Origin of the sequence: Flavobacterium enshiense DK69 (genome assembly GCF_000498495.1) — a bacterium.
In the GTDB taxonomy this organism is placed as follows: Bacteria; Bacteroidota; Bacteroidia; order Flavobacteriales; family Flavobacteriaceae; genus Flavobacterium; species Flavobacterium enshiense.
Genome location: NZ_AVCS01000011.1, coordinates 63,253 through 86,969, shown reverse-complemented (window position 1 = coordinate 86,969; position 23,717 = coordinate 63,253). Strand labels below are relative to the sequence as shown.

The 23,717-nt window shown below is 37.8% G+C and carries 24 protein-coding genes, 3 tRNA genes and 1 riboswitch; of the genes, 9 read left to right on the top strand and 18 right to left on the bottom strand.

The features are described 5' to 3' along the window. Window positions 1-126 precede the first annotated feature (126 nt). From FEDK69T_RS15845 to tgt, 8 genes are all read right to left on the bottom strand, one after another. Window positions 127-315: a hypothetical protein gene (locus FEDK69T_RS15845; protein ID WP_035630775.1), complete on the bottom strand. Its 189-nt coding sequence runs from the start codon at window positions 313-315 to the stop codon at window positions 127-129. Window positions 316-585: 270 nt separating this feature from the next. Beyond that, window positions 586-960, bottom strand: a complete 375-nt coding sequence (locus FEDK69T_RS08755) for a hypothetical protein (protein WP_023573789.1) — start codon at window positions 958-960, stop codon at window positions 586-588. A gap of 244 nt (window positions 961-1,204) precedes the next feature. Next, complete coding sequence (locus tag FEDK69T_RS08750) at window positions 1,205-1,933, bottom strand: sulfite exporter TauE/SafE family protein (RefSeq protein ID WP_023573788.1); 729 nt, start codon at window positions 1,931-1,933, stop codon at window positions 1,205-1,207. Window positions 1,934-2,291: 358 nt separating this feature from the next. Then, a complete protein-coding gene (dnaB, locus tag FEDK69T_RS08740) occupies window positions 2,292-3,836 on the bottom strand; it encodes a replicative DNA helicase (RefSeq protein ID WP_023573787.1) in 1,545 nt (514 codons plus the stop codon). 143 nt (window positions 3,837-3,979) lie between these two features. After that, window positions 3,980-4,933, bottom strand: coding sequence for an acetyl-CoA carboxylase carboxyltransferase subunit alpha (locus FEDK69T_RS08735; protein ID WP_035630795.1), 954 nt, complete (start codon window positions 4,931-4,933; stop codon window positions 3,980-3,982). Window positions 4,934-5,008: 75 nt separating this feature from the next. Then, window positions 5,009-5,893 (bottom strand): DMT family transporter, encoded by an 885-nt coding sequence (locus FEDK69T_RS08730; RefSeq protein ID WP_035630772.1) that lies wholly within the window; start codon window positions 5,891-5,893, stop codon window positions 5,009-5,011. Beyond that, a complete protein-coding gene (locus tag FEDK69T_RS08725) occupies window positions 5,880-6,956 on the bottom strand; it encodes an LptF/LptG family permease (protein WP_035630771.1) in 1,077 nt (358 codons plus the stop codon). Before FEDK69T_RS08725 ends, FEDK69T_RS08730 begins: the two co-directional genes overlap by 14 nt. 18 nt (window positions 6,957-6,974) lie before the next feature. After that, on the bottom strand, window positions 6,975-8,105 hold the full coding sequence (gene tgt, locus FEDK69T_RS08720; RefSeq protein WP_023573783.1) for a tRNA guanosine(34) transglycosylase Tgt: 1,131 nt from the start codon (window positions 8,103-8,105) through the stop codon (window positions 6,975-6,977). A gap of 165 nt (window positions 8,106-8,270) precedes the next feature. Between tgt and FEDK69T_RS08715 the strand changes: the two genes are divergently transcribed. Together FEDK69T_RS08715 and FEDK69T_RS08710 are read left to right on the top strand one after the other, a co-directional pair. Next, entirely contained in the window at window positions 8,271-9,122 is an 852-nt protein-coding gene (locus FEDK69T_RS08715) for a transketolase (RefSeq protein ID WP_035630770.1), read from the top strand. 105 nt (window positions 9,123-9,227) lie between these two features. Next, window positions 9,228-10,181 (top strand): transketolase family protein, encoded by a 954-nt coding sequence (locus tag FEDK69T_RS08710; protein WP_023573781.1) that lies wholly within the window; start codon window positions 9,228-9,230, stop codon window positions 10,179-10,181. A gap of 57 nt (window positions 10,182-10,238) precedes the next feature. Here FEDK69T_RS08710 and FEDK69T_RS15465 read toward each other — a convergent pair whose 3' ends face one another. Further along, window positions 10,239-11,339: an FKBP-type peptidyl-prolyl cis-trans isomerase gene (locus FEDK69T_RS15465; protein ID WP_023573780.1), complete on the bottom strand. Its 1,101-nt coding sequence runs from the start codon at window positions 11,337-11,339 to the stop codon at window positions 10,239-10,241. Window positions 11,340-11,421: 82 nt separating this feature from the next. On the opposite strand from FEDK69T_RS15465, the gene FEDK69T_RS08700 reads away from it, so the two are divergent. From FEDK69T_RS08700 to FEDK69T_RS08690, 3 genes are all read left to right on the top strand, one after another. Continuing rightward, window positions 11,422-11,817, top strand: coding sequence for an RNA-binding S4 domain-containing protein (locus tag FEDK69T_RS08700; RefSeq protein WP_023573779.1), 396 nt, complete (start codon window positions 11,422-11,424; stop codon window positions 11,815-11,817). Further along, complete coding sequence (locus FEDK69T_RS08695) at window positions 11,798-12,385, top strand: methyltransferase domain-containing protein (protein WP_035630769.1); 588 nt, start codon at window positions 11,798-11,800, stop codon at window positions 12,383-12,385. Before FEDK69T_RS08700 ends, FEDK69T_RS08695 begins: the two co-directional genes overlap by 20 nt. A 118-nt stretch (window positions 12,386-12,503) precedes the next feature. Then, a complete protein-coding gene (locus tag FEDK69T_RS08690; RefSeq protein ID WP_023573777.1) occupies window positions 12,504-12,998 on the top strand; it encodes a phosphoribosyltransferase family protein in 495 nt (164 codons plus the stop codon). On the opposite strand, the gene FEDK69T_RS08685 is transcribed toward FEDK69T_RS08690, so the two are convergent. Further along, entirely contained in the window at window positions 12,990-13,508 is a 519-nt protein-coding gene (locus tag FEDK69T_RS08685; protein WP_035630768.1) for a shikimate kinase, read from the bottom strand. The genes FEDK69T_RS08690 and FEDK69T_RS08685 overlap by 9 nt on opposite strands. A gap of 128 nt (window positions 13,509-13,636) precedes the next feature. Here FEDK69T_RS08685 and FEDK69T_RS08680 point away from each other — a divergent pair. From FEDK69T_RS08680 to FEDK69T_RS08665, 4 genes are all read left to right on the top strand, one after another. After that, a tRNA-Lys gene (locus tag FEDK69T_RS08680) sits at window positions 13,637-13,709 on the top strand. Window positions 13,710-13,742: 33 nt separating this feature from the next. Next, a tRNA-Lys gene (locus tag FEDK69T_RS08675) sits at window positions 13,743-13,815 on the top strand. Between the two features lie 42 nt (window positions 13,816-13,857). Beyond that, a tRNA-Leu gene (locus FEDK69T_RS08670) sits at window positions 13,858-13,939 on the top strand. A 352-nt stretch (window positions 13,940-14,291) separates the two neighbouring features. Continuing rightward, window positions 14,292-15,674: an SLC13 family permease gene (locus FEDK69T_RS08665; protein WP_023573775.1), complete on the top strand. Its 1,383-nt coding sequence runs from the start codon at window positions 14,292-14,294 to the stop codon at window positions 15,672-15,674. Between the two features lie 152 nt (window positions 15,675-15,826). Here the strand turns inward: FEDK69T_RS08665 and FEDK69T_RS08660 are convergent, their stop codons facing one another. The 8 genes from FEDK69T_RS08660 to FEDK69T_RS08625 form a co-directional block, all read right to left on the bottom strand. Further along, on the bottom strand, window positions 15,827-16,363 hold the full coding sequence (locus FEDK69T_RS08660; protein ID WP_023573774.1) for a DUF4252 domain-containing protein: 537 nt from the start codon (window positions 16,361-16,363) through the stop codon (window positions 15,827-15,829). Between the two features lie 9 nt (window positions 16,364-16,372). Next, window positions 16,373-16,897 (bottom strand): DUF4252 domain-containing protein, encoded by a 525-nt coding sequence (locus FEDK69T_RS08655; protein ID WP_023573773.1) that lies wholly within the window; start codon window positions 16,895-16,897, stop codon window positions 16,373-16,375. Between the two features lie 7 nt (window positions 16,898-16,904). Then, entirely contained in the window at window positions 16,905-17,351 is a 447-nt protein-coding gene (locus FEDK69T_RS08650) for a hypothetical protein (RefSeq protein ID WP_035630767.1), read from the bottom strand. Continuing rightward, window positions 17,338-17,847: an RNA polymerase sigma factor gene (locus FEDK69T_RS08645; RefSeq protein WP_023573772.1), complete on the bottom strand. Its 510-nt coding sequence runs from the start codon at window positions 17,845-17,847 to the stop codon at window positions 17,338-17,340. The genes FEDK69T_RS08650 and FEDK69T_RS08645 overlap by 14 nt, the downstream gene beginning before the upstream one ends. A gap of 178 nt (window positions 17,848-18,025) precedes the next feature. After that, the gene (locus FEDK69T_RS08640; protein WP_035630793.1) at window positions 18,026-19,108 is read right to left on the bottom strand and encodes a YncE family protein; all 1,083 of its coding nucleotides are present in this window, start codon (window positions 19,106-19,108) and stop codon (window positions 18,026-18,028) included. Between the two features lie 5 nt (window positions 19,109-19,113). Beyond that, window positions 19,114-20,964, bottom strand: coding sequence for a TonB-dependent receptor plug domain-containing protein (locus tag FEDK69T_RS08635; RefSeq protein WP_023573771.1), 1,851 nt, complete (start codon window positions 20,962-20,964; stop codon window positions 19,114-19,116). A 30-nt stretch (window positions 20,965-20,994) separates the two neighbouring features. Continuing rightward, window positions 20,995-21,197: riboswitch (cobalamin riboswitch) on the bottom strand. 153 nt (window positions 21,198-21,350) lie between these two features. Further along, complete coding sequence (locus FEDK69T_RS08630; RefSeq protein WP_035630766.1) at window positions 21,351-22,316, bottom strand: T9SS type A sorting domain-containing protein; 966 nt, start codon at window positions 22,314-22,316, stop codon at window positions 21,351-21,353. 2 nt (window positions 22,317-22,318) lie between these two features. Beyond that, the gene (locus FEDK69T_RS08625) at window positions 22,319-23,608 is read right to left on the bottom strand and encodes a T9SS type A sorting domain-containing protein (RefSeq protein ID WP_023573769.1); all 1,290 of its coding nucleotides are present in this window, start codon (window positions 23,606-23,608) and stop codon (window positions 22,319-22,321) included. Window positions 23,609-23,717 lie beyond the last annotated feature (109 nt).

Here is a 23,717-nt window from a genome sequence, read left to right as displayed (position 1 = left end):
AACTCAAATATATATATAACAGGACCTTTACATGATAAAAGTTGTATATGTTATCTTCGAGTTGTCTAAAGTAAAAATTATAAGAAAACTTTTCAAAATTAGTTTTTGACAAATGCCGTTAATAACTTAAGTGATGGTTGTATAAAATGAAAATCCCCAACTCATGTCGGGGATTTTTAGTGTTGTTGTCTGCAAATACAGTAAATCACTGCTGATGTAGTTTTTATTCTCTTTGTTAGTACGAGCAAGATGCTCGCGCCAGTCAGGGTTTGTTTTTTTCATAATCCCATCCACCATAACTTTTTGTCCATCCATCTGTTTTATACCTGTACCAGAAGTGCAATAGTAAACCCAAAATAAATATAATGCCCAAAATAATCCAAAACAGAGGACTATGCCAAAAGAAATAAATACAACAACACAGCACGACATACTTTAAAACCCTGAACCATATTGGTTGTGCGTTCCTGGAGAATGCTACTTGAAATTCACGCTTTATGATTTTAGAAAACATCACTTTTTGTCTTTTTAAACAGCTTGATAGTTGGGTTTTAAAAGTCGTTTTATTGGACTTGCATAAGCCTACTAATATACTTTAGGGATATTATGTTTTGAAAGCAATTTGTTCAGTAAAGCAAGAAATTGATCGAATTCTTTTGGATATTTATTCGAGCCATGTGATTTAAGCGTCGTATCCATAAATGCAAATTCAAACTCCCACTGTGTTCCATCCAAAACATCTGAGCGATAAGAAGATCTCCATTTCAGGTTTCTGGTAAATTCAAGCAATGCTACCCAATCAGGATCATCAGCTACATGAATGGCTTGAAATGGCGCTACCGACTCACCCGGATAGTCTGGAACAGAACAAATCAGGTAATTTTCATTATACTCAACCTCATTTTGACTACCGAAATATCCTCCGATGTAAAACTTGAATTTTATTGCAGTATTGTCCATTTGTATTTATTAAAATAAAAGATTTATAAGGAATGTCAATTATTTAGGGAGCGGGGTCATTCCATCCAGCGTCCCGCTGGCTTTGTGGAAGTGGGGATTTTTGCTCCTTTAGTTTATTTTTTCACAAAGTCAAATATACAAAAAGACGTCCCTTTATACACCAAACCCCACTTGCTCAAAACCGCTGTTGTGCAATCGTGCTATTGTGCATTAGATGATATTATTGAGATGAAATTGTTCGGTTTCATTTTAAAACTACTTTTGAGAATGTAACAATTCCAGTGATAAGGACTAAAATCAATACAATGGATTTAAACTGTTGTTCAGAAATTTTGGTTAATATTATTTTTCCGATGAATGTTCCCATTATGCTTACTATAAGTAAAATTGGAATGAGATAAAGGTCGTGTTTGTGCACATATCCATTGAGGGAATAAACAACACTTCTGCTTGCGTCAATTGCTAAGTCAATAATGGCAGAGGTTGCAATGAACACATCAATTCTAAGATTATAAGCTGCTAAGGTTATCCCTCTGATTGCTCCTCCTGTTCCTAATAATCCCGCAATCATTCCTGAAAAGGTTCCACCCATAATTGAATTTGATAATGTTGGTTTCACTGTAATCTTTTTAAATATGAGAAGAGTCAAACTGACAACAATCAAGAATATTGCAAGTGAGATTTCAAGAATTTTTGTTTCAATGAATTTACTAAGAAAAGCTCCCACTATTACAAAAGCCACAGCAGGAACACCCATGGAAATAGCAAGCTTTTTATCAAATCCCTTTCTGAAAAATGCAATCTTTGAAAGGTTGCTTAATACATGAAACAAAGCTGTTATTCCCAATACGGAATGAAAATCTAAAAAGTAGCTGGCTATAGGAACAAAAAATAATGAAGAACCAAATCCTCCGACTGTTCCAAGAATTTCAGCAAGTAATGCTAATAGAATAAATAATAGTAAATTTTCCAAAGTCAGTTTGCGTTTACTTTTAGCTATTATTTTTCATTTTACTTAACCACATATAAACTGACCAAATTACGGTAATGCAGAAAATGATAAAAACAGGAATATAATAATCACGAAAAAAATTGTGAAAGTAAGTTCCAATTAAAATATACGCCGTAGCAATGCAAAGTTTTAATGGAATAAATTCTGCGTTTGACCAGCTTGTTTTGATTTTGAAAAAGTTCATATCGTTTTAGTTTGTCAAAGTTAATTTTTAGTTAGCAATGTCCGCAAGTATGTCACACAACTCTAATATATACGTGAATTTAAAAAGAAAAAACCATACAAAAAAAGCCTGCTAAAAGCAGGCTTAGATTTTTATTTAGAACGGGACATCGCTGTCATCGTCAAAACTATTCATATTGCTTCCGAAAGCTTCGTTGGCCGATGGAAGGTTTTTGGTTATAAACGGATTGTTATCCATATTCATGCTCGACGGCAAATCCTCAAAAGGAGAACTGTGATCGTCAAGGTTATCAAATTTACCCAGACTTCCGATAAATTTCAATCGGATGTTATCCAAACCACCGTTACGGTGTTTTGCTACGATAAATTCACCCTGACCTTGCGTTGAAGAACGTTCTTCGTCATCCCATTCTTCGATTTTATAGTATTCCGGTCGGTAGATAAACGATACAATATCCGCATCCTGCTCAATCGCTCCCGATTCACGTAAGTCGGATAACAACGGTCGCTTACTCGCTCCACGCGTTTCCACGGCACGCGATAACTGGGATAGTGCAATTACCGGTACGTTCAACTCTTTTGCCAATGCTTTTAAGTTTCGGGAAATGGTTGAAATCTCCTGCTCACGGTTTCCGCCTCCTTTACCGTTACCTCCTGCTGTCATTAACTGAAGGTAATCGATTACGATCATCTTGATTCCGTATTGAGATGCCAGACGTCGGGCTTTAGCTCTCAAGTCGAAAATGGAAAGCGACGGTGTATCGTCAATATATAAAGGTGCTTTTTCTAAGTCTTTAACTTTGATGGAAAGCTGTTCCCATTCATGTTTTTCTAATTTACCTGTACGCAGTTTTTCTGAAGACAAACCGGTTTCCGAAGAAATCAAACGGGTAATCAACTGAACCGAAGACATCTCCAAAGAGAACAACGCCACAGGTGCTCCGGCGTCAACCGCCATATTTCTCGCCATGGATAATACGAAAGCGGTTTTACCCATACCCGGACGAGCTGCGATAATGATCAAATCGGACGGCTGCCAACCTGAAGTTAGTTTATCCAGATCGTGGAAACCTGTCGGAATACCACTCAAACCTTCTTTATTGGCAATTTCTTCAATTCTCTTTTTCGCCTGAATAACCAAACTTTGCGCCGTTTCTGAACTACGTTTGATATTACCTTGCGTTACTTCATACAATTTTGACTCGGCTTTGTCTAACAAATCGAAAACATCTGTTGTTTCATCATAGGCATCTTCAATAATTTCAGAAGAAATTCGAATCAGACTTCGCTGAATGAATTTTTGAAGAATGATACGTGAGTGAAATTCGATATGCGCTGAAGAAGATATCTTCTGCGTAAGCTGGATCAGATAAAAATCGCCTCCTGACAATTCCAGTTTACCGTTCTTCTTTAATTGGGAAGAAACTGTTAATAAGTCAATTGGCTGCGTATCGTTAAACAGCTGTACGATAGCTTCAAAAATGTACTTGTGTGCGTCTTTGTAAAAAGCATCGGGGCTTAAAATATCGATAACCTCGTCGACCCCTTTTTTATCAATCATCATAGCGCCAAGCACCGCCTCTTCAAGGTCCAGCGCCTGTGGAGGCAACTTCCCTTTTTCGAGGTTGATGATCGTAGTTTTATCCACTTTATAAGGGTTTATATTCTTAAGGTTTTCCATGCCGCTAAGGTAGCCAAGTTTTTATGAAATTTACGTTCGAGTTGTTAATAAACCATTGTTGACAACTCGGCATTCGTTGTTAATAAGTCAAAAAAAATCCGAAGCAGCAAGGCTTCGGATGATTTTATTGAAAAGAGGTGCTTTTACTCGTTGTACTCACCCATTTTACTGTATTTATCCATACGTTGTGCTACTAATTCTTCTGTTGATAAGTCTTTCAACTCATTAAAAGCTTTCATAACATATTCTTCAACTGTTTTAAAAGTAGTGTCTCTGTCATAGTGAGCTCCTCCAAGCGGTTCCGGTATGATATCGTCAACTAATTTTTGTCTTTTCATATCTGCTGAAGTCAATTTCAATGCTTCGGCTGCCTGCTCTTTGTATTCCCAGCTCTTCCAAAGGATTGATGAACAAGACTCCGGAGAAATTACAGAATACCAGGTGTTTTCCATCATTAATACTCTGTCTCCAACACCTATTCCTAATGCACCTCCTGAAGCTCCTTCTCCAACAATTACCGAGATAATAGGCACTTTCAGACGAATCATTTCAAGAATATTACGAGCAATTGCTTCTCCCTGACCTCTTTCTTCTGCTTCCAAACCTGGATATGCACCCGGAGTATCGATTAAAGTAAGCACCGGAATTCCAAATTTTTCAGCCATCTTCATTAAACGAAGTGCTTTACGGTATCCTTCCGGGTTAGCCATACCGAAGTTACGGTACTGACGTGTTTTAGTATTGTATCCTTTTTGCTGACCAACGATCATGAATGATTGTCCGTTGATTTTTCCAAGACCGCCAATCATTGCTTTATCGTCTTTAACTCCTCTGTCTCCAAATAGTTCCAGGAAAGTTTCACCGCACAAAGCTCTTACGTGATCCATCGTATAAGGACGGTTTGGATGTCTGGACAACTGAACTCGTTGCCACGCTGTAAGATTTTTATATATTTCTTTCTTAGTTTCTTCTAATTTCTGTTCGATCTGCTTGCAGGTTGAGGATACATCCACATCCGATTCCTGACCAATTATCTGGCATTTATCCAATTGATCTTCAAGCTCTTTGATCGGAAGTTCAAAATCTAAGTATTCCATTTTGTTTGATTCTTTTGACTTTAATTTGAACCGCAAAGATAAAATTTTCATTTTACAATGCAGAAACTATTTAAATTAGTTTTTAACTTTCTTATAGTTTTTTATGATACCGTTCAATATAACGGTTATCAGTATGATTGAAGCACCGATATAAAATTCGGAACTCATTTTTTCACTTTCGCTGAACACTAAAATCCCCAATATGATACCGTAAATCGGTTCCAGATTAATGGTCAGCATTACAGTATAAGGTGTCAGGAATTTCATTACTTTCACTGAAGCCAGGAATGCATAGGCCGTACAAATCGATCCTAAAACAAACAGCCACAGTAAATCGGATGTTGAAATCTGAAAAAATTCTTTCGTAAACTGACCGGAAAACAGCAGATATATTGACAAAAACCCGATACCTCCGGCAAGTTCATATAAAGTTATAACAGCCGCGTCATTATGTTTGGCAAACTTTCCGTTGATAACAGAGAACAACGCTGAAAGAAAAGCAGAGGTTAGCGCCAATAAAATTCCTTCCACATAATTACCTTCCACTCTAAAGATAATCCCCAATCCGAAGACTACCAATAAACCGAACAGGACTTCATATACAACAATCTTTTTACCATAGAAAATCGGCTCCAAAATCGAAGCAAACAAGGCTCCGGTAGACAGACACGCCAAGGTTACCGATATATTTGAAACTTTAATTGCCTGAAAAAAAGTAAGCCAGTGCAGGGCAATAACCAGTCCGGAAAACAAAAAACCGAACAGTAACCGCTTAGACAGAGCCAAAGGAGTTTTTCTGATCCTTACATAAAGGAAGATAATCAAAACAGCAATCATCATGCGATACCAAACCAAAGGCAATGCATCAAGAGAAATCAGCTTTCCCAAAACTGCCGTAAATCCCCAAATAAATACAATAAGATGGAGATGAAAATAACTCCTTACTTTATCGTTTTGCATTTCTCAACAGATAAATCGCTAATATTCCGAAAATAACATTAGGAAGCCAAACAGCTACAATCGGTGGCATACTCGAAGCTTCTGCCAATGTCCCGAATACTTTATCAAAGAAGATGAACGTAAAGGCCAGAGCAATTCCCAGGGCAAGGTTAACCCCCATTCCTCCTCTTCGCTTCATTGCCGAAACCGCCACAGCGATAATCGTCAGGATAAAAGCCGACACAGGCAAACTGAACTTTTTGTATTTTACAACTTCGTAGGTATTGATATTCGAGGAACCTCTTGCCCTTTCTTTTTCAATGAATTTGTTCAATTCTCCGAAAGTCATTGTTTCCGCAATATAAACCACCGGGGTTAAATCATCAATATCAAAATTCAGCTTCATTGTTCGCTGGTCCACAGAAACTAACTGATCGTCAAGCTCTCCAACAATCCTCTTTTTATAACCAAATAAGGTATAGGTACTGTCTGCTTCGTTCCATTTGATTCGGTTTGCAGTAATTTTATATTCTAACTTATCGCCTTTAAATTTTTCAAGTGAAAAGTTAAAGCCCATCTTCGACATATAATTAAAATTACTAACGTAGATGAACTCGTCTTTACTAATTTGCCTGTAAACATCCAGGTTCTCCCTTACCTTGGGATTATTTTTCAGATAGGTATACCTGAAATCATTATAACCCTTACTCGCATTTGGCACCAAAATAAAGGCCATCAGCAAAGCAAACAAAGAAACTATCGTTGCACCTATAATATAAGGTCTAAGAAAACGAGTAAATGAGATTCCGGAACTTAAAATCGCGATAATCTCAGTATTATTAGCCAATTTCGATGTAAACCAGATAACCGACAAGAATAAGAAAATCGGAAAAAGCATGTTGGCGAAATAAACCGTAAAATCAAGATAATAATTGGCAACTTCCACAAACGGAACTTTGTTCTCAATCATCTTGTTGACTTTCTCCGAAACGTCGATTACAATTCCAATCGGAATGAACAACAATAACATTACGGTGAAGGTTCCTAAATAACGCTTTAAGATATAATTATCGATTATTTTCATTTGCACGTACGGCTTTTATTATAGTCGCTGACTCATGTTTTTCACCATCATTTCTTTCCACTCACGGAAATCTCCGGCCAAGATGCGGGTTCTCGCCTCGCGAACCAACCACATGTAAAAACCTAAGTTGTGAATCGTAGCAATCTGTTTTCCAAGATATTCGTTAACAGAAAACAAATGGCGCAGATAAGCCTTGGAATATTCCGTATCCACAAAAGTGTGCCCCATCTCATCGATAGGTGAAAAATCAGCTTCCCACTTTTTATTTTTGATGTTGATGGTTCCGTTAGCCGTGAACAACATTCCGTTTCTTGCATTACGAGTAGGCATAACACAGTCGAACATATCAATCCCAAGAGCAATATTCTCAAGAATGTTAATTGGTGTCCCCACTCCCATTAAATAACGAGGCTTGTCTTCCGGAAGAATTGCCGTAACCACCTCTGTCATTGCGTACATTTCTTCGGCCGGCTCGCCAACAGAAAGTCCACCGATTGCATTTCCTTGTGCTCCTGCATTTGCAATATACTCAGCAGACTGTGCACGTAAATCTTTATAAGTACTTCCCTGAACAATCGGGAAAAATGTTTGTTCGTAACCGTATTTAAACGGTAAATTATCCAAATGCCTGATACAACGGTCCAACCAGCGATGCGTCATTTTCATGGATTTCTGAGCATAACGATAATCGCACGGATATGGTGTACACTCATCAAATGCCATAATGATATCAGCACCTATAGTACGCTGAATTTCCATCACATTTTCAGGTGTGAAAAAATGATAGGAACCATCTATATGGGATTTAAATTTCACCCCTTCTTCTTTGATTTTTCGGTTAGACGAAAGCGAGTATACCTGATAACCACCCGAATCCGTCAATATGTTTCGGTCCCAGTTCATGAACTTATGCAAACCTCCTGCTTTTTCAAGAATTTCAGTTTGCGGACGAAGGTATAAATGATAGGTATTTCCTAAGATAATATCCGGGTTGATATCGTCTTTCAACTCTCGCTGATGCACCCCTTTTACGGTAGCAACAGTTCCCACAGGCATAAAAATAGGTGTTTCAATTACACCGTGATCAGTAGTTATAAATCCTGCTCTTGCCTTTGTTTGTGGGTCTTTCTGTACTAAATCAAACTTCATATATATATTTTACAATCGGCAAAGATAAAAGAATTGTGAGTTATGAATTATGAATTATGAATTTAATTAACATCCTGCAAACATTTCTTAAAATCGGGCTGCCGAATCTTCCAAAAAATCCATTTAACTCATTATCTTTGCAACAGTTTAACTTTTACACACAAAATGAAGCGTAACACACAACAATTAAGCAATTTAACGATTCAGGTAAGAAGAGACATTCTTCGTATGGTACACGCTGTAAATTCAGGTCACCCGGGAGGTTCTTTGGGATGTACTGAGTTTTTGGTGGTTTTATACCAAAATATAATGGAGCGCAAACCTGGTTTTGACATGGACGGTATTGGGGAAGATATTTTCTTCTTATCAAACGGACATATCTCACCGGTTTTCTACAGTGTTCTTGCACGAAGCGGCTATTTCCCTGTTTCGGAATTGGCTACTTTCAGAAAATTAAATTCAAGATTACAAGGTCACCCAACTACTCATGAAGGTTTACCGGGAGTAAGAATGGCGTCTGGTTCATTAGGTCAAGGTTTATCTGTAGCTGTTGGAGCTGCACAAGCCAAAAAACTTAATAATGACAACCATTTCGTTTATGCATTATTGGGAGACGGTGAACTTCAGGAAGGCCAGAACTGGGAGGCTATCATGTATGCTTCTGCAAAAAAAGTAGACAACTTAATTGCTACCATTGATTTGAACGGAAAGCAAATTGACGGTCCTACCGACGAAGTATTGAACATGGGAAGTGTGAAAGCTAAATTCGAAGCTTTTGATTGGGATGTTGTTGAAATCAAAGAAGGAAACAACATTGAAGATATCATTGCGGGACTAAACCACGCCAAAGCACTTGCAGGAAAAGGCAAACCGGTTTGTATTTTATTACATACTGAAATGGGACATGGTGTAGACTACATGATGCACACGCATGCTTGGCACGGAAAAGCTCCAAATGATGAGCAATTGGCTGCAGCGTTGAGTCAAAACTACTGTGAAGACGAAATCGATTATTAGAAAGCAGACCGCAGAAATCAGATTTCAGAATGACGATTGTATTGAAAGCTGTTGGTTTCAGAAATTTCAATCTTTCAATTTTTCAATCTTTCAATTAAAATTCAAATGAAAAAATACATAAATACAGGAAGTAAAGATACCCGTTCGGGATTTGGAGCGGGAATGACCGAATTAGGTCAGAAAAACGAAAACGTGGTAGCACTTTGTGCCGACCTTATCGGATCGTTAAAATTTGACGAATTCAAAAAGAACCACCCGGAGCGTTTTTTCCAGATTGGAATTGCTGAAGCAAACATGATTGGAATCGCAGCCGGCTTAACTATCGGAGGAAAAATTCCTTTCACAGGAACTTTTGCTAACTTTTCAACTGGACGTGTTTACGATCAGATTCGTCAATCGGTAGCCTATTCTGATAAAAACGTAAAAATCTGTGCTTCTCACGCTGGATTAACTTTAGGAGAAGACGGAGCAACCCACCAAATTTTAGAAGACATCGGATTAATGAAGATGTTACCTGGAATGACAGTTATCAACACTTGTGATTACAACCAGACAAAGGCAGCAACTTTAGCTTTGGCAGATCACCATGGTCCTGCCTATTTGCGTTTTGGACGTCCTGTGGTACCGAACTTCACGCCTGCTGACGAACCTTTCATCATTGGAAAAGCGATCATGCTTAATGAAGGAACTGACGTTACGATCATCGCAACAGGTCACTTGGTTTGGGAAGCATTAATTGCAGCCGAAGCTTTGGAAGCGAAAGGAATTTCTGCCGAAGTAATCAACATTCACACTATCAAACCTTTGGATGAGGAAGCGATTTTAAAATCAGTTGCCAAAACAGGTTGTGTAGTTACTGCAGAAGAGCACAATATCCTTGGCGGTTTAGGAGAAAGCGTTGCTAGAACATTAGCACTAAACAATCCGAAACCTCAGGAATTCGTAGCGGTTCAGGACAGTTTTGGAGAATCCGGAACACCAGAACAGTTAATGGAGAAATACAAGTTGAACAATCAGGCAATTGTGGAAGCTGTAGAAAAAGTAATAAAGAGAAAATAACCTTCTTTTTTATAAAATAAAAATCCCGCTCAATGAGCGGGATTTTTTTATCACTTATTAGTTTTTTATCACTTCTTCTTTAATCGGAGTGCGACAAGTTTTGTCTAAATGTCTTCTTTTCCTGGTTGACGTTGTATAATCAAGCGAACAATCCGGAATACCTTGTGCTTCATTTACCACAGTTGCCGGATCGTCAGCAACAGCACCGTGGAAAGGATAATAGTATGTGTACTCTGTTACTGTCATAGGAGTGACAGTATAATCTTTTACAGTTATAGTATGTTTAATCTCGTTTTTAGTTAAGTAACCGTCATTATCGTCATCCGCATCAAATATATCCGGAATACCATCAGAATCAGTATCTATCAAACTGCCATCCGATTTAAAACCATATTCATATCTTGATTCGATTTTATCAAAATCCTGATCCAGGTAGGTTACCGCATGTAAATTAAATGCAAAAACAAGCGGTGCATATTGCGGAATATTACTTTGATTCTGATTATAATACCCCAAACCAGACGGCAAAAACATCACCCCGGAACCAAAATTCACCGAATTCAAAGCACCAGGATTATCCGGGTTCTCAGGACCAAAAAAACCAGCTCTGAATTCCGGAAACATGTATTCCCATCCTTTCACAACATCAATCAAATTAAATTCAACCGGATTTGGCGCATAATCAAACCTAGGTGTTGAAAAAATCCAATGTGGTTCCGGTTTGTTCTTAAGAATTTTTGACAGTGATTTTCCCCAATAACTCGTCAAGACACGGTCAACACCGCAAGGCTTATTACCATCAGCTTCTGTATCACCTTTATTATCCAATTTCAAATAATACACTTTAAAATTAACCCCATGCAATTTTACAATTTTACTTTGTAAAGGATATTCCGTCTGATCCCATATCGAAACTGTATGGTCCGGATCAAGGGCTGGATTTAATGTATCGATAACCACACTCGTAACATCTCCATTAGCATTTCTACTAACATCTATATAAGCTTCATGCAGATATTCTTCTATTATGGCCAAATTTTCAGCATAAACTTCGGAATGAGGTCTGGCAGGCTCCGGCCCTGCAGGTTCGTCACCTTCACAGTTAGCAAACAGCATCCCCAGAGTCAAAATACCGAATATCTTAAAAATTCTATTCATTATTAGTTTATTTTTAGAGGCCGCAAGATACAATTTTCATTTATTTTTGTAATGTAATTAACACTGATTTTAACGAATTCCCATGAGAATTGACAAATACCTCTGGTGTGTACGCTACTATAAAACCAGAAGCATAGCCACCGAAGCCTGCAAAAAAGGACACATTACCGTAAATGGACAAGAAGCCAAACCTTCTAAAGAAGTATTCCCTTCGGACAAAATTACGCTTCGAAAAGACCAGATTACCTATATTTTATCCGTTTTGGATGTCCCTCAAAATCGAGTGGGCCCTAAATTGGTTGATATCTACCGTAAAGATGAAACTCCGGCTGAAGCTTTTGAACATTTAGAATTACTCAAACTCTCAAAAGAACACTACCGCACCAAAGGCCAGGGACGACCAACCAAAAAAGACCGAAGAGACATTGAAGATTACACCATCGATCCTGACGAACATCATGAAGAACCAACTGAATAGCAAGTATTGGGAAAACCGATACCAAACAAACCAAACCGGATGGGATGTAGGAAGCATAACCACGCCCCTTAAGGAGTATATCGATCAGATTGAAGACAAAAACCTTAAAATACTGATTCCAGGAGCCGGAAACGGTTACGAACTGGATTATTTCCTGTCTAAAGGCTTTAAAAATGTATTTGTGGCCGACTTTGCTGAAAGCCCGCTTCAGAACATCAAAAAAAGAATTCCTGAATTTCCCGAGAGCCAACTTATCCAAAGTGATTTTTTTGATTTGGCTGGAAAATTCGACTTAATCATGGAGCAGACATTCTTTTGCGCACTGTCACCTGAACTTAGAAAAAATTATGTCGCAAAAATGCATTCCCTGCTTTCTGATAAAGGAAAACTTTTTGGCTTGCTATTTGATTTTCCCCTAACAGAAGACGGCCCTCCTTTTGGAGGAAGCAAAGAAGAGTACACAAATCTGTTTTCAGAGCTTTTCAATATTAAAACTTTGGAAACCGCTCACAATTCAATACAGCCAAGAAAAGCGCGCGAACTGTTTTTTATTGTTACACCAAAATAAATCCGATCAACCTTACAGTTAATTTTAAAAAGCACGCAAAACTGCGGTTTAACAAAAAATCTTTATTTTTGGTTTTTATTACAACCGATTCAGCCGGACTCAAAAAACACCACATCACATGAAAAACATCATTTTAACGCAAAGCGAAATCCAGCACAAAACCAAACGTATTGCTTACCAAATCTATGAAACCTTTGTGGATGAAAATGAAGTGGTACTAGCCGGAATAGCAAACAGCGGTTACATTTTCGCACAGAAAATCGCTCGCGAGCTAGCCGAGATTTCCGATTTAAAAGTTATTTTATGTGAAGTGAGAATCAACAAGAACAATCCACAGGATGAAATTACGACTTCTTTAGAAGTGTCCGAGTATCAAAACAAGGGATTGGTTTTGATTGACGATGTTCTGAATTCGGGCACAACATTAATTTACGGTGTAAAGCATTTCCTTGATGTTCCTTTAAAGAAATTCAAGACAGCAGTATTGGTAGACCGAAATCATAAAAAATACCCTGTAAAAGCAGATTTTAAAGGCATTTCCTTATCTACATCCTTACTGGAACACATCCAGGTTGTTTTTGAAGAAAATGACGAATACGCTTATTTAAGCTAAAAGCCGAATTATTTCCTCCACTACATCTTCCGGATTCTTACCATCCACCGAAACAACATGCTTTGATTTGAGATAGAAATAACTTCTGTCAAACAAATGCTTGGCGATAAACTCGTGCAGTTCCTCGTCGCTTTGATGAGCGATCAGCGGACGGTATTTCTTTTGAGGCATCAGACGTTTCGTAAGCTCATGGATCGACCCTTTTAAATATATGGAGTCGACACCCTCTTTTTGCAATTGCAAATGGTTATTTGCGTAACACGGCGTTCCTCCTCCCAAACTTAAAATATAATCATCGTGAGCAGCCATAAAATTATTGAGTGCTTCATGTTCTATTTTTCGAAAACGGATTTCTCCAATTTCCGAAAACAGCTCAGAAATCGTTTTTTGTCCCTCTTTTTCGATTATGACATCAAGGTCAAAAAAAGGAATTTCGGTTTTTTCCGACAATAATTTACCTACAGTCGATTTTCCGCTTCCCATATACCCAACTAACACAATTTTTTTCATAGCAACAACCTCCTATAAACTAATACTTTAAGAATAGACTTTAAAAAAAAGTCAAATTTATAATAAATTTCCCTTGCAAAATAAATAATACGTCTTATATTTGCACCCGCAATCAGGAAGTAATTCTAGACTCGGTAGCTCAGCTGGTAGAGCACATCACTTTTAATGATGGGGTCCTGGGTTCGAATCCCAGCCGGGTCACAAAAATGACCTAAATTATTTTCCTGAAAGCAAGACTCGGTAGCTCAGCTGGTAGAGCACATCACTTTTAATGATGGGGTCCTGGGTTCGAATCCCAGCCGGGTCACAATAAGAAGTCAAACAATAGTGTTTGACTTTTTTTATTTACGGCCACGTGGAGAAATTGGTAGACTCGCCATCTTGAGGGGGTGGTGTCGCAAGACGTGTCAGTTCGAATCTGATCGTGGTCACATTCAAAGAATCGCAATTCCTTTATAAATATAGGTTTGCGATTTTTTTATTTACTCATCTATATAATTTATGCACGGTAAATATACGTCATACCTAAAAAGCAAATTTTTTGAAATTAAATAAGCTTCATAATAACAAATCGCTCCTTTCTGAAGTAAATCCGTACGCATAAATTAGCATATTCAAAAAAAACACTTCAATCAAGCAAACCACCATTAAAAAAATAGTCAAAAGGAATTTGACAAAACACAAATACCGTAAAAGCATACAATAATTATTTATTATATTTGAATAATATAACATACTGAATACCATTAAAATACGATTATTTCCGAGGTAATTTCAAAAATTATGGAAGAAAAAGGTGCTAATGGAAATAAACATAAATCTGTTTATCATTTTCTACTATCCTTTGCTGTAGCTTTAGGAATAACTCTGCTATTGAAAGAACCAAATTTTACCGACTCTCAGGTATATGTAATCTTCCTGTTGTTCTTTGCCATTGGCTTGTGGATTACCGAAGCCGTACCCGCATTTGCGGTAAGCCTTCTAATAATTTCTTATCTGGTATTTGCCCTTGGCAATAAACATTTTAATTCAGCACCCGAAAATATTGAGGATTATGTACAGACATTTTCCGACAGTATAATTTGGCTTTTACTAGGCGGCTTTTTCCTTGCAAAAGCCATGGCCAAAACAAAATTAGATGAAGCGCTTTTCAGGTTCACACTTAAAGTTGCGGGAACAAATCCACGGCATTTATTGATTGGCTTAATGACCGCAACAATGCTGGCTTCCATGCTTTTGTCTAATACCGCTACTACCACAATGGTGTTAGCGGCAATAATGCCATTACTTAAAACCCTCGATAAAAATTCCGGAGTCGCCAAAGCATTGCTATTAGGTATTCCAGTCGCTGCAACTACAGGGGGTATGGCCACCATTGTCGGTACGCCTGCAAATGCAATTGCTGCCGGTGCATTGCATAATGCAGGAATTACTATTGAGTTCATCGACTGGATGATTTATGGGGTACCGCTCGCGATAGTAGTGAATGCGGTTTGTTGTTTCGCTTTGATTAAAGCTCATCTGAAAGATTCTACCCCTATTTCTACTGCTTTTCTTGATGACATGAAAACAGATGTTTCAAAGGAAGCAGCATTGCAACGGAATATAGTTATCGCTGTAATAATCGTCACCATCGGTCTATGGGTTACCAGTTCTTTACATGGAATAAAAGCATCATCGGTGTGTGCTGTCCCACTTGTAGTACTTACGTTAACCGGTGTGCTTATTGGAAAAGATATTCAAACCTTAGGCTGGGACACACTCTTATTGGTTGCCGGAGGTTTGTCGCTAGGCCTTGCACTTGATCATACCGGTATATTAAAGCATTATGCCGAAATACTCATCACCTTGCAACTGGATAGCATTTTACTGCTTTGCATCTTTGGATTTTTAGCGATGGTATTAGCAAATGTGATGACCAATTCAACAGCTACCACTTTAATGGTCCCAATCTGCATGGCTATACTTCCTGATCAAAAATTAGAAGTAGCTTTGATTATAGCACTTTCATCATCTTCAGGTTTACGATTGTTGGCATCAAGCCCTTCTAATGCTATCGTATTCAATACTGGTTATCTTGAACAAAAAGATTTCAGGTTAACCGGATTAATCTATGGATTACTCGGGCCATTAATTGCAATTTTGTGGGTGCTCCTAATGTCGTGAAATTGATAAAACTATACTTGATACCTATCACAAAAAGAATCTGTATCAGATTGGGAATTCCAGTTTACAAATTCATCTATTTCAAAGTTGATCACAGTTTCATACTTCAACATTCAAACAATAAAAAAGTCCCGAAGTTATCGGGACTTTTTTTAAGGTTGCATCAGCGCTTGCAAAGGTTTGAGCTGCTCCATGTCTATGTTGGCTTTCTGCATCAAACGCATAAGATTCAGAACATCTGTCGGATTCATATCATCGCCAATAACCCGGACAACGGCAAAGCCATTTTCTTTTTTGTTGGCATACAACACAAACTCATCAATATGCTCATCCTGACCGACAAAATAAACAGCACCACCTTCTTTACCGGAACCCACACGCATCAATTGCTGATAACTTTTGTCTTTTAATATCGTATTGACTTTCTCACGCTCTTCATTAAACTTATTCTGGTTTAACGAATCGGATTTAAAAGCCAGGACATTAATCCTTTTAAATGATTCCAAAGCCTCTTTTTCTGCTGCTGACAATGATACTTTTTCAACGTTGATGAAAGTCGGCGCCAAATCCAAAGAAATAAAATCTTTATTATCTGAATTAGCCACAAAATATTTCTGTAATGAAGGCTTTTGTTCACATCCTGCGAAAAGCAATGAGGCAAAAAGCACGATGTATAAATACCGTTTCATATATAAATATTATTTTTTAGAAGCCTTATTCAGCGAATCTCCGCCCGGTAATTTCATTTTTTCCGTTAAGGCTGAAATTTCATCAAGATCAAAGTTCCCGGTTAAAGAAAGCAATACCGTTTCGTTCTTAGAACCAGAACCTTCAACAAACATAAGAAGTTCTTTTACCTGATTGCTGTTTGCTCCGGATTTCACATAAATCTTAACGGCTTTACCCCCGTCATTGATACGCATCAACTCATCCAAAGGATTCGATTTCAAATAGCTGTTCATTGTTGCCTTCATTTCAGAAGCCGGTTTAGCACTTGTTGTGGTAAACACTCGCAGATTGTCTAATTTTTTAAGCAGACTTATATAAGCCTGAGCTTCTTTATCGGAAGCATCAACTTTTACTTTGCTCATTAATTCAAACATTTTCTTGTTTACGATTACCGATGTGACATTCTCCTGTCCGTCAAACTTATCAAAAGCGGTTTGAGCAAATATAGTTGCCGAAAACAGTGCTATTACTAAGGTTAAAAATAACTTGTTCATTTTTTGATTATTTAAAGATTGTTTTTGTTGTTTGATTGTACTCATTTACATAGTCGATACTTTTTACGCCTTCATTTACGTTTTCCGAAACCATTTGCAGTGCTTTCTGCGTTTCCTGGAAAGCCAATTCCGGATCGTCGAACGTACCCAGATCTTTATTCGTAGGCTGTTCCGATTGTTGGTTCATAAAGTAAAGCGTACCGGACAAAACTGCAATACTGGCCGCAACGGAAATCCACGCTACATAATTTCGTTTTCTGGGTTGTAGTGGAACCGTTCTGGTGAATTGCTCTTGCTTTGCCTGATTCAAGTAACCAAATATTGCCTTGTATTGTTCCAGATGGGGCGCCACATCCGAAGATGAAAAGTATTCTTTCAATGCCTTTTCTTCTGCAATACTGGTTTCTCCTGCAAAGTATTTATCAACTAATATTTCAATTTTATGCAATTCCATAATTATGTTTTTTAACCAATTGTTCTCTTATTTCTTTTCTTGCTCTTGAAAGGGCAACCCTCACTGCGGTTTCATTCATTTCCATTATTTTTGCTATCTCTGCAAACTCATACTCTTCGATATCCCGCATCTGAATGATCAGTCTTTGTTGTTCGGGCAAGCTTTCAATTATTTTCTCCACCAAACTCCAACTGTCTTTGTCTTCAACCTGCTTCTGAACGCTTGCTGCTCTATCGGAATAATCATTGTGGACAATCTGCAAATTGGATGCCCTTTTTGATTTCAACTGATCAAGGCAGTAGTTTTTGGTCATAGTCATCGCGAAAGCTTCCACACTGGAATAATTCGAAAGAACATTGTTGTTTTTCCATAATTTCACCAAAACTTCCTGCGTTGCGTCTTCAGCTTCTTCAGTGCTCACGAGCAGCCGCTTCGCCATCCGAAACAACTTGTCCTTAAAAGGAGTAATCAAATTCACAAACTCCTGTTGATTCATAATTACTTTAGTTTGGTGTTGGTTTATAATATCAAGACGAACTGCTCTTCAGTTTGTTACAAGTTACAATAAAAAAAAGCAATCTTTTTTAAAACAAAAAAATCCCGATGCTTTCACACCGGGATAAAACATACATAATAAATGTCAATTACTACTAAAATTTGTATGCTATATTTTTCTAGTTATTAAAGTAGAAACCGTTTGGCCCTACCCCTACAGCAACTTGCTTTTGGAGCGTTCCGTTTAATGAGTAAACATAAGCCTTGCTGTTGGCTGTAAAATCACCTCCGTCAGCAATAAAAATACGTCCGTTATTTACAGCAAAACCGTACATCTTACCGTAAGCTGATGATGATGTATAACTTAAAATAGCCGTAGTTGAAGCGGATGAAGCTGTTAAATCCATTGCATAAACCGATGTATCCACTGTATAGTAGATTTTATTTTCGTAGATATCTAAATTTTTAGCATCATTTAATGATTCCGGGAAAACAACATTAGTCATGCTTGAATCCAACAAATCAACTTTTACGATTTCACTCGGATTTCCATAAGAACTTTTCAGCACATACAAAATCCCGTTGTTCACCTCCATTGTATCCGCACCTTCTCCAACAACGATTGGTGTTTCAAGCAAATTTGTTGCGGGATTCACAACCAATATTTTTGTGCTTTTGTATGGTTCAGACACATATAATTTTCCGTTTTCCAAAATAATTCTGTTTCCTGTATTGTTTAACGGAATAGTAGATTCTACTGAATTTGTCGCAAGGTTGATAACCGCCACATAATCATCTGTATTACCAATCGCATCAGCCGGATCTCCAAAATTCGGATAAGTATTAGCGTTAACCACATAAGCTTTGCCGTCTTTTACAACACCATATCGTGGTTTAGCAAGACCTGATTCAATTTTTGCCACTAATTTGAATGTTTTTCTGTTTACCACATTAATTTTATTTGATCCTCCCGCGATAATATAAGCGTAGTCGCCATCAAAGAACATCGATTGCACATATTGCCCAAACAAATCCCCTGGATTAACAGCTCCGTACACATCCTGTGTGAATTTTGACAAATCATTACCTAAAAAGGAAACCGAACCTTGTCCTGACGACCCCTCGTTCAGAATAAAAACTCCTTTTTCATATGTATTTGTTTCATTTGTATTTGAATCAACTGCAGGGTTATCATCGTTAGTACAGGAAACCAGCACGGAAACACTCCCAAGTGCAACTAAAAATAATTTACTTAACTTCATTATCATTAAAATTTAAGATTTATATATATATTAAAATTTCTGCCTGGTAGAGGTCTGTTTTCAAGGCTTTCGTATTTTTCGTTAAATACATTTAAAACCTGAAAACCTAATTTTGAAGAATCAAAGAATCCGAAATCATAATCTATTCCAACATTTGAAACATTATAAGGATCGATGATTTCATTTGGATCATTATCCGAGCGCGTGTAAACAAATCCGTTATACAAAAACTGATAGTTTGCCGCTAATTTTTTATACGAATAAGCAATCGAAGCCGTTGCTTTATGATACGGAACAAAAAACAATTGCTTTTTCGTTTCCTCATTTTCTGATATGGTATAAGCGTATGTACTGTTCAGAACAAAATAGTGCTTATTAAAATTAGTTGCCCATTCCAACAGGACTTCAGTTCCGTAAGTCTGCACCCTGTCCGTGTTTTGTGGTGTCCAGATTCCTCCATCACCTGGTACCCAGCGCAGCAAATCTTTTATTTTGTTATAGTACATCGTTTGAGACAAGGTAATTTTCTTAAACGAAAAAACGTTCCCTATTTCGGCCTGATAAGCACTTTCCGGCTTTAAATCAGGATTCCCTCCTTCTTCCCAATACAAATCATTGAAAGTCGGAATCCTAAAGTTTCTTGAAAAATTAGCTCTTAGCGTATACAACTTACTGAAAACATAGGAAGATCCGGCAGAAAACAACAATGGGCTTTCGTAATTGTCTGTTATTTCCTTGCGAATACCGAATTCATTCTGCCATTTCGGATTGACATTCCATTTGGCCATTAAGGCGGCAGAACCAATCTGTCTTGTATTATTTCCAAAACCAGTTCCATATCCTTTGGTATGATTGTAATCGGCAACACCGTTTAGTTTCAAGCGCTTTGTTACTTGGTATCCAAAATCGAATTTGGTTATAACACATTCTGTTTTCCCGAAACTGAAATAATCATTGCTAATATCCCCAAAATACTGATAATTTTCTGTGATATAAGCCGATTTTAAACTCGCAGTTAACTTATTAAAAACACCCACATATTCAATCAAATTCCGATTGAAGCCATTAACGTATTTTGTTTTGGTATCCGACTCGGAAATCAAAGAAACATTCCTGTCGGTATTGGAAGTCTGACTGTAAAACTTAATACTGCTTGCAGCATTGATCTTATAGCCTAAACTAACATTCAGTCCCGCAGTATAATATTGTCCGTTTGTATTTTTTCGTTGCTCGCCTTTCCAGGTATACAGCCCAACGTAAGGATAGTCGTTTTCGGAACCATTATAAGAGAATCCGATTTGTGAACTCCATTTGGCATTCGAAAACACCATTCTGTAATTTGTCCCTAAAGTCGTGAAACTTCCATAAGAGGCTCTGAAATCGTTTTTAAACTGTTTCTTAAATTCCAGATCATTATTTAAGTGGATCGATCCTCCGATGGCACCACTTCCGTAAATCACGCTCCCTCCTCCTGCTTTTACGCTGATGGAATTAAAATCATTGGCAGTAATCGTATTGAAATCTGTGCTACCGTTAAGTTGTGAATTGATGTTGATTCCATTCCAAACAACGGCGGTCTGAGATGCTGTTGTTCCTCGAAAAGAAACCGAAGACAGCATCCCACGGCCGTACTCTTTGAAATAAATAACACTATTATAATTCAGTAAATGTGTAAGGGAAGGTTGGTTTTTGCTGATTACAGAATCATTTAGAACCTGAATGGATTGCGACTGATTATCTTTTAAGTAAACATCCGAAATTACCAGCTCTTCTAATTTTATTATAGAGTCATTCTGTGCCAATGCAAATTGACCCAGCAACAGTAAAATAAAAAAAAGCAGTTTTTTCTCAGTCATAATTTCTGAACCTTTTTTCCCGAAGGCTCGATATTTGTTACGAAAAAGGCAGGTCTCCTGGCTTGCATCTTGTTGTTTACCTTCCCATCACGTTTTTGAACTTGACAGTGGTTTGCAGATAACAACAAGCTTTAATAGCTTACAGTTGCGGGTACAGCTTAGGCTTTTAACCTAATTCCCTTTTAATATAGTTCGTAAAAAACGAACACATAACCTCAATTCTGGCGCAAATATAACTTTACAATTATGAATTGTGCAAATAATCCTTGATTTTTAATCATCCCATTAAAGAAATACCTAAAATCCTGGCCCGTTTATACGTAAAATACTATTTATTCACCCTACCTGATCATCAAATTTTTAATGATTTTCTCACAAAGTATTATTTAGTGTTTTATAATTATTTTTTTTATCTCCTTATGATTCCCTGAAATTATTTCAACCATATAAATCCCATCGAACAAATCTGAAACTTCAACGGACTTCTCTTTGCTTAAAATAATGCTTTTCACCAATCGGCCAGACATATCATAGATCTTAACAGCATCGGCTGGAAGCTTATCAAAAAAAACAATTTCGTCAGCAGGATTTGGGTACATTGAGAAGTATTCCGATTCAAAATCATCAATATTCAAAACTTGTTGATGCATAACCCCTACTGCCTGTAAATCAAACCCTCCGGAATCAAAAGGTGTGGGATAAGAATCGTTAATAACATTCCCGTAGCTGTCATAAGTAGCATAAGCTGGATCAATACTTCCCACCACATCAATAATTTTCACAAAGGCGATATTTTGTTTGTCCAAAAGAGGATTATCTGGTATTTCACTTAAATCGAATGGCGTACCGTAGCTGGCTTCATACTTCCCTGCCAAATTATACAGATACGGAGCTGACGGGGTTCCAAATGTTCCAATCTGGGAGTTGGTTTGCGTCTGGCTATGATTCGGGAAACCGAAAAAATTAATCCCATCTGAACTGACTTTTACAAGCGCCAATTCAAGATAGCCGGTATTCCCGTTTTCAAAAACTGCGAAATCAAACCCCTGCCTGTCGGCAATAGGTGTATTAAAAGTTGCCGTTGCCTGTCCGCCATCTCCAAGACTTACAACAGCTCCGGATGGAAAGCCTACCGCATTTTCCGGCACACCCGAACTTGCAACTCCCATAGAAGGGTCTGAGATTTTTTTATATCCTCTCGAGATGCTCACATTGGACGCCCAGGCAACAAAAGAAATGTCATTTTTATGAATGGCAGTAGAACCGTTCAAACCTGCGGCCGGCGCATACGATTGTGCCATAAGCTGTGTTGTTGAAAGCAAGACTACTAACAGGGAAATCACTTTCTGCATTTTTATTTGACAACAAGTTTTACAACCTGTTTCTGTTTTTTGTCAACAATTTCCATCAAGTAAACCCCTTTTGGCAATCCGGAAACATTAATCCCTGCAAATGTGTAAGGTTCCGACTTTATCTTTTTACCTGTCAAATCATAAATCGCTACATTTACATTCTTGTCCGTCTGAATGAAAACAGTTTCCGCTGTCGGATTAGGGTAAACCGTAAATTTAACAGCCTTATACTCTTCATTGCTTAAGTTGCTCTGATTCGTTTTGTAGAAGTGATTTGGTATATTTCCCAGAGTGTGGGTAGCAAGTAAAGTCCCTGAATTGTTGTAAACGTGCGCGAATCCGTTGGCTGCATATCCATTGGCATCGGCTATGTAAATTTTATTGTCGATCACATCCATTCCGTAAATTCCCAGTTGATCCGTAACTGGTGTATTAATGAAAACCGTGCTTGGCAATCCTGTATCTGAAAATGACACTCTGTAAACATTTGAATCAATCGTATAATACAGATAATCGGCATCGGCACTAAGGTGTAAAGGGTGTTGAATTCCCGAAAAAACAAACTCCGAAACAACAGTATTGGTTCCTAAATCCACTTTGGATAATTTCCCTGTGGTCTCCGCGTTTGGACTCCAAAAAGGCATCCCTCCGGAAAGCACATACAGGTAATTACCCTTTACAATCATGGAATTAGGCAAATCCCCAACGGCAATAGTGGTTTCAATCGCTGAAGTTTGTGGGTTAACAACAGTGACGGTGGAACCATATCCATAGCCTCCCAGGTGAGCCACATAAAGTTTTCCGTTCACTTCTTCAATTCTCTCCACCCCTTCCGGCATTGGAATAGTGCTTTCCACCTGATAGGTTCCCAAATCAATTACGGCCAGATAATCATCCGTAGTAACATTGCCATCACCCCAACAAGTCACATATGCCTTATTGCCGAAAAATTCCACATAGCGAGGATTCGTCAAACCTGTGTTTATGGTAGCTTCCAAAACAAAGGTTTCCCTGTCAACCACTTTTATAGCATTTGAAAAATTCAAAACAATCATGGCAATATTCCCGTGAAAACCAATACTTTGCCCCACATCTCCCAATGGGCTGTTATTGTTTCTCAATCCATAAATATTATCCACCACCTGATTATTTTGGCTGATAAAGCTCACGGAAGCAGCATTACTCCCCATATTTCCCTCATTAAGAACAAAAATTCCGTCAAGATAAGACTGTGAAAGTCCTTTTAAACTGAAAATAAAAAGGGCAAGAAAAAAAAGGTATTTGTTCATCATTGTATGTATTTAAAAAATTTATGATTAATTAACTGATATAGTATAGGATAATTTTTGAAGTAGGCAGTATGGGCTACTGTAAAGTCCTTTGAAACTGATTTTCTATGAA

What these genes read in the sequence shown, in the direction of transcription:
- FEDK69T_RS08645 (WP_023573772.1), bottom strand. Translation starts at nt 17,847, where the DNA reads ATGAATCAACAGGAGTTTGTGAATTTGATTACTCCTTTTAAGGACAAG.
- FEDK69T_RS08685 (WP_035630768.1), bottom strand. Translation starts at nt 13,508, where the DNA reads ATGAAAAAAATTGTGTTAGTTGGGTATATGGGAAGCGGAAAATCGACT.
- tgt (WP_023573783.1), bottom strand. Translation starts at nt 8,105, where the DNA reads ATGAAGTTTGATTTAGTACAGAAAGACCCACAAACAAAGGCAAGAGCA.
- FEDK69T_RS08640 (WP_035630793.1), bottom strand. Translation starts at nt 19,108, where the DNA reads ATGAAGTTAAGTAAATTATTTTTAGTTGCACTTGGGAGTGTTTCCGTG.
- FEDK69T_RS08715 (WP_035630770.1), top strand. Translation starts at nt 8,271, where the DNA reads ATGAAGCGTAACACACAACAATTAAGCAATTTAACGATTCAGGTAAGA.
- FEDK69T_RS08625 (WP_023573769.1), bottom strand. Translation starts at nt 23,608, where the DNA reads ATGATGAACAAATACCTTTTTTTTCTTGCCCTTTTTATTTTCAGTTTA.
- FEDK69T_RS08655 (WP_023573773.1), bottom strand. Translation starts at nt 16,897, where the DNA reads ATGAACAAGTTATTTTTAACCTTAGTAATAGCACTGTTTTCGGCAACT.
- FEDK69T_RS08665 (WP_023573775.1), top strand. Translation starts at nt 14,292, where the DNA reads ATGGAAGAAAAAGGTGCTAATGGAAATAAACATAAATCTGTTTATCAT.
- FEDK69T_RS08725 (WP_035630771.1), bottom strand. Translation starts at nt 6,956, where the DNA reads ATGAAAATAATCGATAATTATATCTTAAAGCGTTATTTAGGAACCTTC.
- FEDK69T_RS08650 (WP_035630767.1), bottom strand. Translation starts at nt 17,351, where the DNA reads ATGGAATTGCATAAAATTGAAATATTAGTTGATAAATACTTTGCAGGA.
- FEDK69T_RS08690 (WP_023573777.1), top strand. Translation starts at nt 12,504, where the DNA reads ATGAAAAACATCATTTTAACGCAAAGCGAAATCCAGCACAAAACCAAA.
- FEDK69T_RS08660 (WP_023573774.1), bottom strand. Translation starts at nt 16,363, where the DNA reads ATGAAACGGTATTTATACATCGTGCTTTTTGCCTCATTGCTTTTCGCA.
- FEDK69T_RS08630 (WP_035630766.1), bottom strand. Translation starts at nt 22,316, where the DNA reads ATGCAGAAAGTGATTTCCCTGTTAGTAGTCTTGCTTTCAACAACACAG.
- FEDK69T_RS08735 (WP_035630795.1), bottom strand. Translation starts at nt 4,933, where the DNA reads ATGGAATACTTAGATTTTGAACTTCCGATCAAAGAGCTTGAAGATCAA.
- FEDK69T_RS08755 (WP_023573789.1), bottom strand. Translation starts at nt 960, where the DNA reads ATGGACAATACTGCAATAAAATTCAAGTTTTACATCGGAGGATATTTC.
- FEDK69T_RS08700 (WP_023573779.1), top strand. Translation starts at nt 11,422, where the DNA reads ATGAGAATTGACAAATACCTCTGGTGTGTACGCTACTATAAAACCAGA.
- FEDK69T_RS08635 (WP_023573771.1), bottom strand. Translation starts at nt 20,964, where the DNA reads ATGACTGAGAAAAAACTGCTTTTTTTTATTTTACTGTTGCTGGGTCAA.
- FEDK69T_RS15465 (WP_023573780.1), bottom strand. Translation starts at nt 11,339, where the DNA reads ATGAATAGAATTTTTAAGATATTCGGTATTTTGACTCTGGGGATGCTG.
- FEDK69T_RS08710 (WP_023573781.1), top strand. Translation starts at nt 9,228, where the DNA reads ATGAAAAAATACATAAATACAGGAAGTAAAGATACCCGTTCGGGATTT.
- FEDK69T_RS15845 (WP_035630775.1), bottom strand. Translation starts at nt 315, where the DNA reads ATGGATGGACAAAAAGTTATGGTGGATGGGATTATGAAAAAAACAAAC.
- FEDK69T_RS08695 (WP_035630769.1), top strand. Translation starts at nt 11,798, where the DNA reads ATGAAGAACCAACTGAATAGCAAGTATTGGGAAAACCGATACCAAACA.
- FEDK69T_RS08730 (WP_035630772.1), bottom strand. Translation starts at nt 5,893, where the DNA reads ATGCAAAACGATAAAGTAAGGAGTTATTTTCATCTCCATCTTATTGTA.
- dnaB (WP_023573787.1), bottom strand. Translation starts at nt 3,836, where the DNA reads ATGGAAAACCTTAAGAATATAAACCCTTATAAAGTGGATAAAACTACG.